Origin of the sequence: Bradyrhizobium prioriisuperbiae (genome assembly GCF_032397745.1) — a bacterium.
Classification (GTDB): domain Bacteria; phylum Pseudomonadota; class Alphaproteobacteria; order Rhizobiales; family Xanthobacteraceae; genus Bradyrhizobium_A; species Bradyrhizobium_A prioriisuperbiae.
On record NZ_CP135921.1, the window covers coordinates 499,653 to 515,171 of the forward strand.

General features: G+C 62.4%; 13 protein-coding genes. 7 read left to right on the forward strand and 6 right to left on the reverse strand.

Annotation, left to right across the window (positions count from 1 at the left end; genetic code table 11):
- Position 1: 1 nt before the first annotated feature.
- Positions 2-751: a GntR family transcriptional regulator gene (locus RS897_RS02345; protein ID WP_315835006.1), complete on the reverse strand. Its 750-nt coding sequence runs from the start codon at positions 749-751 to the stop codon at positions 2-4.
- A gap of 239 nt (positions 752-990) precedes the next feature.
- Here RS897_RS02345 and RS897_RS02350 point away from each other — a divergent pair, with 239 nt between their 5' ends.
- The 3 genes from RS897_RS02350 (at position 991) to RS897_RS02360 (ending at position 5,162) form a co-directional block, all read left to right on the forward strand.
- Entirely contained in the window at positions 991-2,355 is a 1,365-nt protein-coding gene (locus tag RS897_RS02350; RefSeq protein WP_315835007.1) for a class-II fumarase/aspartase family protein, read from the forward strand.
- 68 nt (positions 2,356-2,423) lie between these two features.
- Positions 2,424-3,758, forward strand: coding sequence for a cation:dicarboxylate symporter family transporter (locus RS897_RS02355; protein WP_315835008.1), 1,335 nt, complete (start codon positions 2,424-2,426; stop codon positions 3,756-3,758).
- 9 nt (positions 3,759-3,767) lie between these two features.
- Complete coding sequence (locus tag RS897_RS02360) at positions 3,768-5,162, forward strand: class II fumarate hydratase (RefSeq protein ID WP_315835009.1); 1,395 nt, start codon at positions 3,768-3,770, stop codon at positions 5,160-5,162.
- 2 nt (positions 5,163-5,164) lie between these two features.
- Here RS897_RS02360 and RS897_RS02365 read toward each other — a convergent pair whose 3' ends face one another.
- The 3 genes from RS897_RS02365 to RS897_RS02375 form a co-directional block, all read right to left on the reverse strand.
- Positions 5,165-6,517, reverse strand: coding sequence for a spinster family MFS transporter (locus tag RS897_RS02365; RefSeq protein ID WP_315835010.1), 1,353 nt, complete (start codon positions 6,515-6,517; stop codon positions 5,165-5,167).
- A gap of 40 nt (positions 6,518-6,557) precedes the next feature.
- Entirely contained in the window at positions 6,558-7,910 is a 1,353-nt protein-coding gene (locus RS897_RS02370; protein WP_315835011.1) for a spinster family MFS transporter, read from the reverse strand.
- Positions 7,911-8,162: 252 nt separating this feature from the next.
- Positions 8,163-8,933 carry a class II aldolase/adducin family protein gene (locus tag RS897_RS02375; protein WP_315835012.1) on the reverse strand — a complete coding sequence of 257 codons (771 nt, stop codon included), beginning with the start codon at positions 8,931-8,933 and terminating at the stop codon, positions 8,163-8,165.
- Positions 8,934-9,071: 138 nt separating this feature from the next.
- Here RS897_RS02375 and RS897_RS02380 point away from each other — a divergent pair, with 138 nt between their 5' ends.
- Positions 9,072-9,788 carry a Crp/Fnr family transcriptional regulator gene (locus RS897_RS02380; protein WP_315835013.1) on the forward strand — a complete coding sequence of 239 codons (717 nt, stop codon included), beginning with the start codon at positions 9,072-9,074 and terminating at the stop codon, positions 9,786-9,788.
- 98 nt (positions 9,789-9,886) lie between these two features.
- Here the strand turns inward: RS897_RS02380 and RS897_RS02385 are convergent, their stop codons facing one another.
- Entirely contained in the window at positions 9,887-10,201 is a 315-nt protein-coding gene (locus RS897_RS02385; RefSeq protein WP_315835014.1) for a hypothetical protein, read from the reverse strand.
- Between the two features lie 325 nt (positions 10,202-10,526).
- Here RS897_RS02385 and RS897_RS02390 point away from each other — a divergent pair, with 325 nt between their 5' ends.
- The 3 genes from RS897_RS02390 (at position 10,527) to RS897_RS02400 (ending at position 13,982) form a co-directional block, all read left to right on the forward strand.
- Positions 10,527-11,306, forward strand: coding sequence for a L,D-transpeptidase (locus RS897_RS02390; RefSeq protein ID WP_407654413.1), 780 nt, complete (start codon positions 10,527-10,529; stop codon positions 11,304-11,306).
- A 212-nt stretch (positions 11,307-11,518) separates the two neighbouring features.
- Positions 11,519-12,934, forward strand: a complete 1,416-nt coding sequence (locus RS897_RS02395) for an MBOAT family O-acyltransferase (protein ID WP_315835015.1) — start codon at positions 11,519-11,521, stop codon at positions 12,932-12,934.
- 1 nt (position 12,935) lies between these two features.
- Positions 12,936-13,982, forward strand: coding sequence for a hypothetical protein (locus tag RS897_RS02400; protein WP_315835016.1), 1,047 nt, complete (start codon positions 12,936-12,938; stop codon positions 13,980-13,982).
- Between the two features lie 113 nt (positions 13,983-14,095).
- Here the strand turns inward: RS897_RS02400 and RS897_RS02405 are convergent, their stop codons facing one another.
- On the reverse strand, positions 14,096-15,514 hold the full coding sequence (locus tag RS897_RS02405) for a M20/M25/M40 family metallo-hydrolase (protein ID WP_315835017.1): 1,419 nt from the start codon (positions 15,512-15,514) through the stop codon (positions 14,096-14,098).
- Between the last annotated feature and the right edge of the window lie 5 nt (positions 15,515-15,519).

Genomic DNA, 15,519 nt, shown 5'->3' on the forward strand with positions numbered 1-15,519 from the left:
GTCAGTTCGTTGCCGCGTCCTGCCGCATCAGGCGCATGGTGTAGCTGTAGCGATCCGCCGGATGAATGCTGAGCGAGACTTCGGCCATATCCCCGGGACTCAAAATATACTGACGGCGGATCTCCAGCGCGTGTGCGCCCGTCACAGCCTTTAACGGCCCCGCCAACTGTTCGGAAATTCCGACCGCCTTGATGTCCTGCCGGATTTCGCCGATCCGGCGGCCTGAGATGTTTTCCACCAGCGTCGAGAAGATGCCGCGGTGACGATCCATGCGCGCCTTCACCTCGTCGGCAAACACCGCATCGATATAGACGTCGGTCCAGCAGATCGGGGTCTGGGAGATGTCGCCGGGCGACAGGCGCAGGCTTGAGATCCGCAGCCAGCGCCGCCCCGGCCGGCATCCGAGCCGCACCGCCAGTTCGTCATCCGTCACGATCTCGGCAACCGCCTGGACATGGCGCTCGGTCTCGACGCCGAACTGTTGCACGGCCTCCACCGACCCCAGCGCCTGGGTGTATCCCGCCGCGCTGCGAGACGGCGCAACAGCCTCGACCCGGGTGCCGGCGCTCTTCTTGCGGCTGACCAGACCGGAGGCCTGCAGTTCGCGCATCGCGGCCCGCACTGTGGAACGGCTCACCGCGAACTGCTCGGCCAGCTCGAATTCGTTCGGAAGCACCGAGCCGACCGGATGGCGGCCGTCGGCAATCGCTTCAGCCAGCGCGCGGGCGACATAGGCATAGCGCGTTTCCACCCGTCTTTTCCTCCGGTTACAGCCAAGAGCGTCCGCTCCGAAAGAATCGGAGCGGACGCTCTAGTTTATTGTTTTGACGCGTTTTCTTCACGCGAACCGGTACCCACTTCGCTTGAAAACGCTTTGGGCCCCGCGCTGGAAGCCCGACCCCCGACGGATTCGTCAAGGAAGTATATTGACTCCTCTATTATGTTCCTACAATAATATATGTACGTACATAATATCCGAGGAGACGGTTCATGGGCAGCACGGTGTTCGACTCCGTCCTGTTCCGCGACATGTTCGGCACGGCCGAGATGCGCGCGGTGTTCAGCGACGAGGCCCTGGTCGGGCGTTATCTCGAGGTGGAAGCGGCGCTGGCCCGCGCCCAGGCCCGTTGCGGGGTGGTGCCGAAAGACGCCGCCGCCGCGATCGACACCGCGTCGCGCAGCATCGTCATCGACTACGACAAGCTGCGGCATGAGACCGAGATCGTCGGCTACCCGATCCTGCCGCTGGTGCATCAGCTTGCGGCCGCCGCCGGCGACGCCGGAGGCTTCGTGCACTGGGGCGCCACCACCCAGGACATCATGGACACGGCGAACGTGCTGCAGATCCGCGCAGCGCTCGCCATCGTCGCCCGCGACCTGCGCGACCTGCGTGGCATCCTGGCCGATCTCGCCCGCAAATACCGCGACACGCCGATGGCGGGACGAACCCATCTGCAGCAAGCATTGCCGGTGACCTTCGGCTACAAGGCCGCGGTCTGGCTGTCGTCGATCGACCGGCACATCGAGCGTCTCGACCAGGCGCTGCCGCGGATTCTGCTCGGCGAATTCGCCGGTGCCGCGGGCACCCTCGCCTCCGTCGGCGACGGTGGTCTCGCCATGCAGACACTGTTCTGCGAGGAACTTGATCTGCATCAACCGGCGATCACCTGGCATGTCGCCCGTGACGGCATCGCAGAATCCGTCACGCTGCTCGGCCTGATCACCGGCACGCTCGGCAAGATCGCAACCGACGTGATGATGATGTCGGCCAGCGAGTTCGGCGAAGTCTCCGAGCCGTTCGTGCCGGGACGCGGCGCGTCCTCGACCATGCCGCAGAAGCGCAACCCGATTTCCAGCGAACTGATGCTGGCTGCGGCCAAAGCCGTGCGCCAGCACGTCGCCGCCATGCTGGACGGCATGATCCACGATTTCGAGCGAGCGACCGGCCCCTGGCATCTGGAATGGGTGTCGCTGCCGGAAAGTTTCCTGCTGACCGCATCGTCGCTGGCCAACGCCAAGTTCATGCTCGCCGGCCTTGTGGTGCACGAACAGCGCATGCGCAAGAACCTCGACCTGACCCACGGCCTGATCGTGGCGGAGGCGGTGATGATGGCGGCGGCGCCGAAACTCGGCCGCCAGCACGCCCACGACATGGTCTACGACGCCTGTCGCAAGGCGATCGAAGGTGGTGGTCAACTCGCCGACATCCTGGCCGGCGTGCCGGAGATCGTCGACGCGCTCGGCAGCGTCGCGGCGATCCGTCGTCACTGCGATCCCGCCAACTATCTGGGCTTGTCCGGACAGATGGTCGATCGCGCCCTGCAGATATCCGCTGGCAAACCTGCCGCGACCTGATTGGTCGCTACCCCATCGCAAGGCGCCCGAGAGCGCCAACAGCAACATCATCCTTTCGGGAGACAATCATGGCCGTCGCAGCAACCACTGACAGCAATCTTGCGCCCAGTGATATCAAAACCAAAACCAGGAAAGCGTCCCTCTGGGGCAATCTTGGTTTCCAAGTCGCGGTGAGCATGGTGCTCGGCATCGCCGTCGGGCTGATCTGGCCGGAGTTCGCCGCATCCCTGAAGATCCTTGGCGATCTGTTCCTGCGCCTGATCAAGACCGCGGTGGCGCCGCTGGTGTTTCTCACCGTTGCGGTAGGTATCGCAGCCGCCGGCGACATCAAGCGAGTGGGCAAAGTCGGCCTGATCGCAATGCTCTATTTTGAGATCGTCTCGACCATCGCGCTGGCGCTCGGGCTGTTGTTCGGAAACCTGGTCGGCGTCGGCAAAAATCTCGGCCACCTCACCGCCTCGACGAACGCGATCAAGGGCGCAGAGGCCGCAGCCAAGACCGCATCGACGTCCCACACCACGTTCGACCAGTTCCTGCTCAACGTCTTTCCCGACAATTTCGTTGGCGCCTTTGCGCGCGGTGAACTGCTGCAGGTGCTGGTGATCGCGCTGATCTTCGGCTTCGGCCTGATGGCGCTGAGCCCGGAGAAGCGAGCGCCGATCGAAGCCGGGCTGAACACCATCTCGACCGCGTTCTTCGAATTCATTCATATCATCATGCGACTGGCGCCGATCGGCACGTTCGGTGCCGTGGCCTATGCGGTCGGCGCCAACGGCACCACGGTGCTGATCTCGCTGGCGTATTTCGTGCTGACCTTCTATGCGCTGATTATCCTGTTTATCGTGTTCGTGCTTAGCGCGGTGTGTGCGCTGTTCCGGATCAACCTGTTCCACCTGCTGCGCTACATCCGCGACGAAATCATCATCATGCTCGGCACCGCGTCATCCGAGAGCGTGCTGCCACGCCTGCTGGAAAAGCTGCCGGCCTACGGCGCTTCGAAACAAACCGTCGGGCTGGTGCTGCCGACCGGCTATGCCTTCAACCTCGACGGCACCTCGCTGTTCATGTCGATGGGGGTGATCTTCCTGGCCAACGCTTATGGCGTGCCGCTGAGCTGGGAGCAGGAACTTGGCATCCTTGCCATTATGCTTCTGACCTCGAAGGGCGCGGCAACCGTGTCCGGTGGCTCGTTCGTGGTGTTCGCCGCTACCGTTACCGCCTCCGGAATCCTGCCGATCGAGGGCCTGGCGCTGATCTTCGGCGTCTATCGTTTCCTGTCCATAGCGCTCTCCACCTGCAACGTGATCGGCAACACGGTCGCGACCGTGGTGGTCGCCAAGCTGGCCGGCGAATTCGACGAAACGGCACGCGCGCGCCTCGATGGCGCCGAGACCACAGCCTGAGAGGTCGCCATGTCGCTGCAGCCGCGCATCGAACACGACGCCTTCGGCCCGGTCGAAATTCCTGTCGATCGCTATTGGGGGGCACAAACCCAGCGTGCGCTCGCCGTGTTCGACGTCGGCGAAGAGCGTTTCCCGGCCTGCCTGATCCATGCCTTCGGGCTGCAGAAAATCGCCGCCGTGCGCGCCAATCGCCGGCTCGGAACGCTTGACGCGCATCTTGCCGACGCCATCGAAGCCGCGGCAGCCGAGCTGCGTGCGGGACGGTTCGACGATCATTTCCCGCTGACGATCTGGCAGACCGGCTCCGGCACCCAGACCAACATGAATGCGAATGAAGTGATCGCCAACCGCGCCAACGAGACGTTGGGACAGCCGCTTGGCACGCGGGCGCCGGTGCATCCGAACGATCACGTCAATCGTTCGCAATCGTCCAACGACAGCTTCCCGACAGTCATGCATCTCGCCACCGCCCTGGAATTGCAGGAACGGTTGCTGCCGGCGCTGGCGATATTGCAGGCCGAACTGGCGACCAAGGCGGAGGCCTTTGCCGACATCGTGAAAATCGGGCGTACCCATCTGATGGATGCGGTGCCGATGACCATCGGCCAGGCTTTCGATGCCTTTGCCCGCCAAATCCAGAATGGCATCGCACGGATCGAAGCGACATTACAGCGGCTCTGTTTGCTGCCGCAAGGCGGCACCGCGGTCGGCAGCGGCCTCAATGCGCCCGTCGGATTCGACGCTACCTTTTGCGAGGAAGTCAGCGCGCTTTGCGGGATCGCGTTCGAACCCAATCCGAGCAAGTTCGAAGGCATGGCCGCGCACGATGCCCTGGTCGAGGTCTCCGCCGCGCTCAATGGGCTGGCGGTTTCGCTGATCAAGATCGCCAATGATATCCGCCTGCTCGGCTCCGGCCCGCGCTGCGGCCTTGGTGAACTGATCATTCCAAACGATGGTCTGACCTCATCCATCATGCCGGGCAAGCGCAACCCGACCATCGCCGAGGTGGTGGCGCAAGCAGCATTCCAGGTGATCGGCAATCACGCCACGGTGACGGCGGCGGCGGCCTCCGGCAATTTCGAGCTCAATGTCGCCAAGCCAGTGCTGATCTACAATGTGCTGCAGTCGATCCGTGTGCTCGCCGACAGCGTACGAATGTTCGCAAATCGGCTGGTGAAGGATCTCGATGTCGACCGCGAAAGATTAGCCAGCAATGTGGCGAACGCACTGCTGCTCGCGACCGCACTCAATCCAGTGTTGGGATACGACAAGGTGGCGCAGATTACATCCAGGGCCGTCGCTGACGGCACCACGCCGCGTGAAGCGGCGCTGGCCCTGGGTTTTCTAACCGGCGAACAGTACGACCAGCATGTTGATCCCTTGCGGATGGTCCGGCCGAACTGAAATCAGGCCACCCGCGGAGCACCGACGATCACCGGCGCGGACGCGTTCATCTGTCCCTTCATTGTCCTGGCGTCGGCGACAAAGGTGCGTGCGGCCATGAACATCGCCGCCGCCGTCAGCAGCAGCGAGACAGGAATGGCATACATCGCATCGTGCAGGCCGATGGCTTTGAACTGTTCCGTCATCTCGTTGGCGCCACTCGCGACCATCGCAGCGACCGCGTAGCGGTCCGACAGCCAGCCGACCACCAGCGGACCGAACGCACCGCCCAGCAGGTACAGCGCGATCAGAAACACCGCAATCGCGGTGGCACGCAGCCGGGGTTCGACGATGTCCTGCACCGCCGGGTAAATGCAGGTATGATAACAATATTGCGCGAGCCAGCCGATGCTGAAGAGCGCTGTGAACAGCCCAACCTCGGTGTGATCACGCATCAGCGCAAACCATGTGGCAAACGCCGAGATGAGCATCCCGAACGCGCCGAACAGCAAGCGCCCTCGCTCGGACCGCTGATGTATCTTGTCCGCCAGCCAGCCGCCCCCGGTGAGGCCGATCAGGCCGGTGATGCCGACGATGATGCCGGTGGTGACGGCGGCCTGCTGTAGCGACAGGCCGTAATAACGCTGCAGCATCGGCACCATGAAGGTATTGGCGGCGTAGGCGGCAAAATTAGCGGCGATCCCGGACAGGATGATCCACCACATGGTCGGGATCCGCAAAATCCTGCGGATCGGCTGGCTGATCGGCGCCTCCGAGATCCGGATCTCCTCGGCCGCTCCCCGGGCCGGCTCCTTGATGAAAAACACGAAGATCGCCAGCACGAGGCCGGGCACCATCGCAATGAAGAACGGTGCTCGCCATGACCCAAACGCGTTGACAATCGCCCCCGTGGTGAAGAACGCCAGGATGAGCCCGAGTGGCAGGCCAAGCATGAAGATACCGACGGCGCGCGATCGTTTCTCGGACGGGAAAAGATCGCCGATCAGGGCATTGGCGGCGGGTGCATAGCTCGCTTCTCCAACCCCGACACCGACCCGGATTGCCAGGAACGAGAGGAAACTCCACGCCAGGCCGGTGAGGCCGGTGAAGACGCTCCAGACCACGAAGCCCCATCCCATGATGGCTTTGCGTGATGCGGTATCGGCAAGCCGGCCGAGCGGTAGGCCGGCCACGGCATAGACCACCGTGAAGGCAACGGCGATGATGCCGATCTGGAAATCGCTGAGGCTCCATTCATGGCGAATCGGTTCGATGATAATCGCCGGGATCGCCCGATCGAAAAAATTGAAGAGGTTGGCGAGAAAGAGCAGAATCAAGACCCGCCAGGCATTGTCCGCCTGCTTGCCGCCTGCCATGCGCGTCGCTCCCGTTTTGGGCCGGATCGTATCTGGTCGGTTATGCCGGGCGAGGCGCCCCCACAATGGCCGGAGCGCGTGCAATCATCCCCTGCTTCATCGCCCGGGCATCGGCAACGAAGGTGCGGGCGGCAAAGAACATGGCGATCGCCGTCAACAGCAGCGAGACCGGCACCACGAACATCGCATTGTGCAGACCGGCGGCCTTGAATTGTTCGGTCATCTGGGTCGCGCCGGCCGCGACCATAGCCGCGGATGCATAGTGATCCGACAACAATCCGACCACCAGAGGGCCGAATGCACCGCCCAGCAGATAGAACACGGCGAAGAAAACCGCCATCGCGGTGGCGCGCAGGCGCGGTTCGACGATGTCCTGAATCGCCGGATAGACGCAGGTGTAGTAGTTGTACTGCAGCAGCCAGCCGATGCTGAAGAGCGCGGTGAACAATCCGATCTGGGTGCTGCCGAGCGTGAGGGCATACCATGTCGCCAGCGCCGCGATCACGAGCCCCAACGCGCCGAACATCAGCCGGCCCTGCTCCGACTTTTGATGCATCTTGTCGGCAATCCAGCCGCCAAGGGTCAGGCCGATGAGGCCGGTCACGCCGACAATGATGCCTGTGGTGACCGCGGCCTGCTCCAATGGCAAGCCGAAGTAACGCTGCAGCATCGGCACCATGAAGGTGTTGGTGCCATAGGCCGCAAAGTTGGAGGCAATCCCGGCCAGGATGATCCACCACATTGTCCGAATCCGCATCACCTTGCGGATCGGCTGATCGATCGGCGCCAGCGAGATCTGCGTCTCTTCGGCAGCGCCGCGCGCCGGCTCCTTGATAAGGAACATGAAGACCGCGAGAACAAGCCCCGGCACCATGGCGATGAAGAAAGGCGCGCGCCAGGAGCCGAAAGCCTTGACCATCGCGCCGACGGTGAAGAACGCCAGGATCAGTCCGAGGGGCAGACCGAGCATGAAGATGCCGATCGCGCGCGAACGCTTGCTGGACGGAAACAGATCGCCGATCAGGGCATTGGCGGCCGGCGCGTAACTCGCCTCGCCGATGCCGACACCGACACGCACCGCCAGAAACGACCAGAAGCTCCAGGCCAGACCATTGAGCCCGGTAAAGATGCTCCAGACCGCGAGCCCCCATCCCATGATGTTCTTGCGCGATGCGGAGTCCGCCAGCCGTCCGAGCGGCAGGCCGGCGATGGCATAAACCACCGTAAAAGCAACGGCGATGATCCCCAGCTGGAAATCACTGAGGCTCCATTCATGGCGGATCGGTTCGAGGAGAATCGCAGGGACCGTGCGGTCGAAGAAATTAAAAAGGTTGGCCAGAAAGAGCAGAATCAACACTCTCCAGGCATTCTCAGCCTGTTTGCCGTTGTCCATGCGTTTTCCCCGTTTGAAACCGGCTGATTGTGCTCAGCCCATTTTTTTTGAAAATCGCAGATCAGGTCATTAGAAACGATAATATGACGGCGTCAACGAAAGTCGGCCAAAACGACACGCGCAGCATGCGCCAACATGACGCGTTTCGCGCGAACCGACGTTTCTTCCTTGGAAGTCTTGTCTTGAAATCTCGCTGCACAGCAGCATAACGGTGCGCGCCCATTGCTGCGGGCGCGCACGGCAGGCGGACACTCAATCCCGGTAACCCGGGTTGACGCGGTCGAGCTTGCGCAGGATTGCCGGCCAGACCAGTTGGTTCGACAACGCAGCAAAGCCCTCCGATTTGCCGAGCGCGGCATTTTTCTCAATGACCGATTCCTCGGTCGGATGCTGGTTGCCGCCCTGCATCAGGGTCCGCACCTGCATGGTGCAGGCGCGCTCGAGATAGTACATGCGCGTGAAAGCCTCCGCGGCGGTGCGACCCACCGTCAACGTCCCGTGATTGTGCAGCAGCATCAGATTCTTGTTGCCGAGGTCCTGCTGGATACGCGGTCGTTCGTCATGATCAAGGGCGACGCCCTCATAGTCATGATAAGCCAGATCCGAAAGAACGATCTGAGCCGTCTGATTCAGCGGCAACAGCCGGCTTTCCGCCGTCGACACCGCAGTGCCGTCGGGAGTGTGCAAATGGATCACACAACCGGCGTCCTCGCGGACTTCGTGCACCGCCGAGTGAATGGTGAAGCCGGCGGGGTTGACCGGATAGGGAGATTTGCTGACAGGATTGCCGTCGAGGCCGATCTTGACCAGGCTGGATGCCGTGATCTCATCGAACATCATGCCGTAGGGGTTGATCAGAAAGTGATGTTCCGGACCGGGGACGCGGGCGGAGATGTGGGTGAAAATGAGGTCGTCCCAGCCATATAAAGCCACCGCGCGATAGGCGGCGGCGAGATCGATGCGCACCGCGCGCTCGGCGTCGGACATCTCCGCAGTGTGGAGATTCTGGATCGCGGCAACCATCTGCTTTCTCCCTTTGTCTCTTTCGCCGCGGCATGCGGCGTTGGGGAAGACCGATAGTCGCCCTGGTCGGGAGAGACTGTCGCGTGGTTTACAATTGGGCGGGGGAACCGTAATTTTTCACCCATGGACCGTCGGCGGATGGAAGAGGTGCTGATGCACGGCACGTGGTTCGGCGGCTTGCCTGAGCCACGACGCGCCGCGATCCTCGAGCGAGCCCGCTTGAAAGCCATCGGCGAAGGCGAAAGGCTGTATGCCATCGGGGATCCTCCGAACGGCCTGTTCGCGGTCCTCGAAGGTGGCGTGCGGCTGGCCAACTACCCGAGCCCAGGTTTGGAGCGGCTCAACCTGATCGTCGGCCCCGGTGACTGGTTTGGCGAGATCTCTGTCCTCGATGGTGGACCACGTCCGCACGACGCGGTCGGCGCCGACACGTCCAAAATCCTTCATCTCTCGCTCGCCGCCATCGACGTGATTGCACAGAGCGATCCGTATTTCTATCGCGAGCTCGCATTGATCGCCTGTCGCCATCAGCGGATGCAACTCGCGGCGATGGGCCGTATCGTGACGATGCGGCCGGAAGCATCACTGGCTTATGCGTTGCTGCATCTCGCCATCGCCGGGGACAAGCATGCGGCCAAGGATACCGAGCTCATCGCTCAGATCAGCCAGGAAAGTCTGGCGAGCATGGTCGGGGTTTCGCGGCAAACCCTCAGCCGGCTGCTGAAACGGCTCGAAGCCGCGAAGGTCATACGAGTGGGGTATTCCAGACTGACGATACGCGACCGCGATCGTCTTGTGGCGGAGGCCCAGCTCGAACCGGACGAAGCACTCGCCATTCGCAAACCGTGGACTTGAAAGCGTCTCAGCTGCCCGCTGCGACACTATCGGTCATGCTGCTAACAAAAATCCGCCGCGCGGAGCGCGACGGATTGGTGGTCGGTCCCGCAATTCGATCAGTGGCGATGCCGCCGATAGTGACGGTGACGATAGCCGCGACGGTCAGGGATGCCGAGCACGCCCTTGACGCCCCCGACCACGCCACCTACGCCCGCCCCGATCGCTCCGCCCACCACACCGCCGACGGGCCCGGCCGCGCGGTTGCCGCGGCGACTCCCCTCTTCAGCTCCGCCAACAATACCCTGGGCGTGGGCGACGTGAGGAAGCGCGAGCAACGCCAGCGCCGACAGGGCGGCGATCGCATGCAGTCTGATCAGCGATGGTCTGGTCACGGCAATCGCGCTTGCCTGCCGTCCGATGTCCCTCAACATTCCAAGTCTCCTGGTCATTCTCGAAGACCCCACTAACGCAGCAGGGAACCGAAGGTTGCGACGAGATATGACGAAAGCGTGAAGGTCGAGCCCAACGCCGCAGATCGGTAGTTTTCCGGACCATTTCGGGCCGTCGGCAGCTGCCCTCGGCAAGGGCGCCTTTTATGAACGGCCCCTCGTTTGGTTACCTTAACGTGAACCGATCGGAACGTGGTGGAACCAAATTCGGCTTTTATGCTTTAATACCGTTGGGCCGTGGAGGCAGGCCGGCTCGACATACGAGCGCCAAGGCCTTAGCGCCAAGTCCTTGGAGGCGAGTACCAGTATGAGTGCGCATCACACCATGACATCGTCCGTTGTTCGCCACCTTCTATCCCTCACCGTTGCCGGCTCGGCCATCATTTTCGCAAGCGGCACGGCGCAGGCCGCGGTCCAGATCACGATCGACAAAGACAGCCAGCAGATGACCGTTGCTGTCGACGGCGTCGAGCAGTACACATGGCCGGTCTCAAGCGGTGTCCCCGCGCACGAGACACCGAACGGCACCTTCCGCGCCTTCCGCATGGAAGCCGACCACTACTCGAAAGAGTGGGACGACGCGCCGATGCCGCACTCGATCTTTTTCACCAAGGTCGGCCATGCCATCCACGGCACCGACTCGGTGGGCAAGCTCGGCGCGCCGGCCTCCCATGGCTGCGTGCGGCTCTCGCGCGAAAACGCCGCGACACTCTACGCGCTGGTGGAGAGGGAAGGCGTGCTCAAGACCACCGTGACACTGACCGGCTCATCCCAGGTGGCGCTGGCACGCCGCGGTCGCGGCAAGACCAACGTTGCACGTGGCGACGCGGCGGGCGATCCCGTCCAGATCACTCCCCGCAATGCCCGTGCCGCGGCGCGCGGACTGGATGATTCCGGCGAGGTCTATGTCGATCAGTACGGCCGCCCCGTCGCGGCCAACCGCGGCCTAGGTTATGCCACCGATCAATACGGCCGGCGCGTTTACCAGGGACGCCCGCAATACGATCCGCGCTACGAGGCCGACGCCTACTCACAACAGTACGGGCGCCCCTATCAGCCGCGCGGCCTGTTCTTCAACCAGTACTGACACGCCGTAACAGCCGGTGGCCGGATCGAAGGCGCCCAGCGCCTGATCCGGCCATTTTGCTTTGATCGCATGATGCCGCGGGCGACGTTCAGACGTCACAGAACCATGACATGCATGGCCGTCCTGCCGGCGCTGCGATATTGACGAAACATCCCGAAATATGCGCTTTAGTCTGATACCGCGGGGAAAGCGGCTGAAGACCACGGGACCACATGCTTTTCGTCACCAGAGAGTTTTTTCTCGGATTTCTTCCGATCGTTCTGGCGGCATTCCATATCTCGCTCGCGCTCGGTTTCCGAAAACTGCTGCTGCCGATCCTGCTGGTCGGATCGGTAGTGTTCTACGCCTGGGGCAACCCGTCTGAAACGCCGATCCTGATCGTATCGATCCTGGTCAATTATCTGACCGGGCGCGGTCTGGTGGATCTCGGCCTGTCCCCGTCACGACGCAAGGCGCTGTTCATCCTCGCGCTGACCTTCAATCTGGGAATGCTGGCGTTCTTCAAATATACGAACTTCGCGCTGGACAATTTGGCCGCCGTTTTCGACCTGGCGCCGCGCCACATCAACATCGCGCTGCCGATCGGAATTTCGTTCTACACCTTCACGCAGATCGCGTTCCTGACCGACATCTACAAGAACGGCGAGCGTCAACGCGATATCGCGAGCTACGGACTGTTCGTCACTTATTTCCCGCATCTGGTGGCCGGACCGATCATTCACTGGCGCGATGTGATGCCGCAATTCCGGATACTGGGACGCAAGGAGGGGCTCTCATTTGCCTCGTCGGCGTATGCGACATTTCTGATCGAGGGCATCTGCCTGTTCTCCATCGGACTGATCAAGAAACTCCTGATCGCCGACCAGCTCAGCGTCTTCGTCAATCTCGGCTACAAGGCGGTGCCGTCACTCGGGTTTACCGACGCCTGGCTGCTCAGCCTGGCCTATACGTTCCAGCTCTATTTCGATTTCTCCGGCTATGCCGATATGGCGGTGGGGATATCGCTGCTGTTCGGCATCCGCATTCCCTACAATTTCAACTCGCCCTACATCGCGGTTTCGATCCAGGACTTCTGGCGCCGCTGGCACATGACGCTGTCGCGCTGGCTGCGCGACTATCTGTACATCCCGCTCGGCGGCAATCGCGGCTCGTCGGCGATGATCTACCGCAACCTGTTCCTGACCTTCCTGCTGGGCGGCCTCTGGCACGGCGCGGCCTGGACCTTCATTATCTGGGGTGCGCTCCATGGTCTGGGATGCTGCGTGCATCGCCTCTGGTCTACGGCCGGCTACCGCATGCCGAAGCTCGTCGGCATCGTCGTGACCTTCCTGTTCATCAATATGACCTGGGTCTATTTCCGCGCCCCGGACCTCGCCACCGCCAACACCCTGCTGCTGACCATGGCCAAGCCGCAGTTCGATGCCCCGGCCTTGCTGTTTGCCGTGCGGCCGCTGCTGGTGATCAGTGCGCTGCTGGTCTGGTTCTGCCCGAACAGCCAGGCCATTGCATCCGCCGACTGGCGCGGGCGCATCGCACTCTCCGGCGCGTTTGCCGGCGTGGCCGCGATCGTCGCGATGGTCGCGACCAATACGTCGATTTCGTCTCCCTTCATCTATTATAATTTCTGACGTGAGAAAACTCGTAACATTCCTGCTGTTTGCCGCTATCGGCGCCACGCTGTGCGCGTTCGCCAGCCTTCTGTCGTATGATTTTTTCACGACACGCAACCGCGCCGTGCCGTACTCCTATTCGCAGTTCCTGCTGGAGACTATCGCCACGCCCCGCATCATCATCGATGCCGGCTCCAGCTCGATGTTCGGCGTCGAGCCCGGACTGATCGAGCAGGCATTCAGAAAGCCGACGATCGACGTTGCCGACAACGGCAGCATTCCGCTCGACATGAAAATCTACCGGATGCTGAAATACGCCCGCGAGGGCGATATCCTCGTTGTCCCGCTGGAATGGGTCTACTACACTCGCGATATCGTTCCGCTGGACTTCATCGACAAGACGCCGGACGAATATGCAGCCTATTACGGCAGCCTGCCGTTGCCACAGCGGCTGTATTTTGCCGTGCGCCACGTATCGCTGCACAATCTGTCGGATGCGGGACGGCTGTATCTGCGCAAGGATCTGCGCCGCAACCATCTTGGTCGGGTGCGCGACGAGATGTCGAAATGGCCTAATGGGGATCGCAAGGACGACACGCGGCGGCGCTCGTCGGTGACCGACATCAACTGTGCCGACTATATCGCCGCTGCCGGAGAGATTCCGCCGATCGTGCCGTGGGCGGCGAAGCAGCTCTCCGAGCTTCAGACACAGCGGAAGATCCGCGTCTATCTGGCCTGGCCGGCGGTTGCGGGGTCGGACTGCTATGCGATGCCGAACGGACGGTTGCCCATTGCCGATCAGGTCCGCGCCATCTTTGAACGCAACGGCATCACCGTGATCGGCGAGCCCGCGGATTCATATTTCGCCCCGGAGCATATGCTGGACACGTATTATCATGTCGACAGCTCCGCCGCGCGGGTGCGCACCGAACGACTGATTGCGCGATTACGGGATGCGGGGTTGAAGCCGGGCGAAACCGTCGCCACGACAACGGCCCAGCTCGCTGAGGAAGCCCTGCGCAAGCTGGAAGCGTCGATGGACCCGCGCGACGTCGCAGGGCAATGAACGTGACGGCATCCAGTCTCGTAGCCCGGATGAGCGCAGCGACATCCGGGGCGACCGCTCGACTTTAATTTCCCGGATGTCGCTTTGCTCATCCGGGCTACCATCGTCAGCGTCTACGATCCACCAGCCAGGCCCTTGACCAGCCGGTAGAGATACTCATCGCCCTCGAAGAACGACTTCACCAGGACCCGCTCATCACGGCCATGCGCGCGGACATCGTTGATGTCGCCCGCGAGCCCGGAGTGGCCATAGGTCGGGATACCGGCGTTGCGCAGATAACTGCCATCGGTGGCGCCGGAACTCATCACCGGCATGATCACCGCGCCGGGCCAGAACTCGCCCGACAATTTTCCGATCGCCGCCAAAATCTCCTTGTTGAGGGGCGACGGCGGAGACACCACCGGCTGGCCGATCTGCGTCACGCTGATCTGCTCATCCGCGAGCACCTTGACCAATGTCGCCTTCACTTCGTCCACCGGCTCCCCGGGCAAGATGCGGCAATTGACCTTGGCGCGGGCCATCTGCGGCAGCGCATTGACAGCATGCCCACCCTCCAGCAGTGTCGCGACACAAGTGGTGCGCAGTTGCGCATTGAAGACCGGACTGGCTGAGAGCCGGTCGACCGCTGCCGGATCGGGACGCGCCCCCAGCAACGCGCGCATATCCGCCGCGTTGCTATCATTCTCGAATTGCGCCGCGCGCTCGAAATAAACCCGCGTGGTCTCGTTGAGCTTCACCGGGAAGTCGAATTTCGCCAGCCGGGCCAGGCCTTCGGCCAAATGATAGATCGCGTTGTCCCTGGTCGGCAGCGAGCTGTGCCCGCCCTTGTTCTTGACCTCCAGCTGGTAGCTGAGTGACACCTTCTCGCTGGTCTGGATGCTGTTGCGGATCGCCTTGCCGTCCTTCAATCCGACCCCGCCGCCTTCATTGAGAGCGAACTCGGCGTCGATCAGATCACGATGATTCTTGATCAGCCACTGGATGCCGAGCCCATCGGCATCGAGGATTTCCTCGTCGGTCTCCAGCGCAATAATGATGTCGCGATCCGGCTTGTAGCCTTCCTGCCGATAGCGGATCAGGTTGGCGACAAAGGCCGCCGCCATGAATTTGTCGTCGCCGCTGCCGCGGGCGTAATAGTAGCCGTCCTTTTCCGTCAGCTTGAACGGGTCGACCGACCAATCTTCGCGCAGCGCCGGCACCACGTCGATATGCGCGACCAGCAGGATCGGCTTGCGGGCGCCGCTGCCGCGCAGGCGGGCGACGAGATTGCCCTTCCGCGGCGCCGGCTTGAACACGTGAACGTCGGTATCGCTGAACCCGCCGGCACGCAGCCGCGCGCCCATCGCCTCCGCGGCTCGGGCGGTGTCGCCGGTCGCCGTCGTGGTGTCGATCTCGACCAGCTCCTTGTAGATGTCGAAGGCGCGCTGCTGCTGAGCAGTCAGTGCCTCCGCGTGGCTCGGGCGTGGTTCGCCGAAAACGGCGCCGAACAGAGCCAGTCCGACTACGAGGGACGACAGGCGGCGGCAGGACATTCAAC

Excerpts from the sequence above, each read along its gene's own strand:
- RS897_RS02405 (WP_315835017.1), bottom strand. The coding sequence starts at position 15,514 with ATGTCCTGCCGCCGCCTGTCGTCCCTCGTAGTCGGACTGGCTCTGTTC.
- RS897_RS02395 (WP_315835015.1), top strand. The coding sequence starts at position 11,519 with ATGCTTTTCGTCACCAGAGAGTTTTTTCTCGGATTTCTTCCGATCGTT.
- RS897_RS02360 (WP_315835009.1), top strand. The coding sequence starts at position 3,768 with ATGTCGCTGCAGCCGCGCATCGAACACGACGCCTTCGGCCCGGTCGAA.
- RS897_RS02365 (WP_315835010.1), bottom strand. The coding sequence starts at position 6,517 with ATGGCAGGCGGCAAGCAGGCGGACAATGCCTGGCGGGTCTTGATTCTG.
- RS897_RS02390 (WP_407654413.1), top strand. The coding sequence starts at position 10,527 with ATGAGTGCGCATCACACCATGACATCGTCCGTTGTTCGCCACCTTCTA.
- RS897_RS02380 (WP_315835013.1), top strand. The coding sequence starts at position 9,072 with ATGGAAGAGGTGCTGATGCACGGCACGTGGTTCGGCGGCTTGCCTGAG.
- RS897_RS02355 (WP_315835008.1), top strand. The coding sequence starts at position 2,424 with ATGGCCGTCGCAGCAACCACTGACAGCAATCTTGCGCCCAGTGATATC.
- RS897_RS02385 (WP_315835014.1), bottom strand. The coding sequence starts at position 10,201 with ATGTTGAGGGACATCGGACGGCAGGCAAGCGCGATTGCCGTGACCAGA.
- RS897_RS02350 (WP_315835007.1), top strand. The coding sequence starts at position 991 with ATGGGCAGCACGGTGTTCGACTCCGTCCTGTTCCGCGACATGTTCGGC.
- RS897_RS02370 (WP_315835011.1), bottom strand. The coding sequence starts at position 7,910 with ATGGACAACGGCAAACAGGCTGAGAATGCCTGGAGAGTGTTGATTCTG.
- RS897_RS02375 (WP_315835012.1), bottom strand. The coding sequence starts at position 8,933 with ATGGTTGCCGCGATCCAGAATCTCCACACTGCGGAGATGTCCGACGCC.